Raw genomic sequence first — 1,448 nt, 5'->3', positions numbered from 1 at the left:
CCGTGAGCCTCGCGGCCTGACACCCCCAACTGTCACCTAAATGTGCGGCAGTCCCGCCCTTAACCTATCCTTGCTGAAGCGGCATAGCCCAACCGACACCGTGTCCACGATCGAGGGTCAATGCCTGCCACAGTCCCTGGAACCGGAGGTCCATAATAGTATGTCCGGCCCTTCACACCTATACCGAGGAGATGATGTGACACCGAAGGAGCACTCGCAGTCAACGCCCGCACCTGCGGAGCGGGACAGCGCCCGACGAAGAACCCCCCGAGCCGTACGCAGAGCCGTCGCGCTCGGAGGGGCTCTGTGCTTGGCAGTCGGCGCGACACTGACTGTGGCGACGTCGGCTTCCGCTGTCGAGTCCACGGTGCCGCCCGCTCCGAACCCGGCCTTGACGGACCAGTGTGAGCTGGACGTGGCGGTCAGCATCGATGTGTCGAACTCCATCGACAACCAGCAGCTCGACATGCTGCGTTCTGGCCTCGTGGACTTCGCGGAGTCCTTGGAGGAGTATCCGGTTCGGCTGGCGTTCCACAACTGGGCGTCGTATGCGCCTGCTACTTCTCAGGCGTCGAATCAGCCCTTGCGTCTCACCGATACTTCGGGCGCAGGACTGGAGACCATCGGCCAGCACGTGGATGGCATCCAGCGGCCAGGAACCATGCAGGGTGGCACGAACTGGGATCGCGCGTTTCAGGCGCTGAGCGGCGCTGGTGAGAGCTATGATGCTGTGCTCTTCGTGACAGACGGAAACCCGACCCAGTGGGGACTGCCGCCAAGGGGTCTGGGAAACGCCACTGATCAGGCCACGATCGATGCTGCCGTGACCAGCGCCAATCAGGTCAAGGAGGCCGGGACTCGCGTCATAGGCGTCGGAGTCGTCGACAACCTGACGCAGTCCGAGTACGGCCTGTTTCACGAGCACATGCCCCAGGTCAGTGGACCGCAGTTTGGCGACGACTACCTTGAAGTTGACTTCGCACGACTGCGCAACGCCCTCATCGGTCAGATCGACAAGCAGTGTGCGGGCGTCTCGGTCGAGAAGAACGGTCTGTTCGTCGAGGGAGGGCCCGGGCACGCGGGAGATGATGTCCGTTACGAGTTCACCGTGACCAACACCGGGGCACTCACACTGCGGGACGTTCAGCTGACCGATGCCTTGGAGGGAATCTCTGAGATCGAGTACGGAGAGTGGCCGGATGAGCCCCATGTCCTTGCGCCGGGACAGTCAGTCAGCGCGTGGGCAACATACACCGCCACTGACGCAGATGCGGACGCAGGGATCATCGAGAACCACGTGACAGTGGAGGGGACGCCGCCGAGCGAGGGCGATCCGGTGACGGACGATGACGACCATGAGCTCCCGGTTGAGTCCGAAGAGGACGGTGGCACTGAGGACGGTGGCACTGAGGACGGTGGCACTGAGGACGGTGGCACTGAGGACGGTG

Annotated in this window: 1 protein-coding gene; it reads left to right on the top strand. The window is 63.3% G+C overall.

The features are described from left to right. Nucleotides 1–310 precede the first annotated feature (310 nt). Nucleotides 311–1,448: vWA domain-containing protein (locus RIL96_RS13210; protein ID WP_445482788.1), on the top strand; the 1,138-nt coding region annotated here is incomplete at its 3' end.

The organism is Nesterenkonia aerolata (genome assembly GCF_031470965.1).
Classification (GTDB): Bacteria; Actinomycetota; Actinomycetes; order Actinomycetales; family Micrococcaceae; genus Nesterenkonia; species Nesterenkonia aerolata.
Note: the sequence above shows the minus strand (reverse complement) of the source record. Positions and strands in the feature narration are given on the sequence as shown.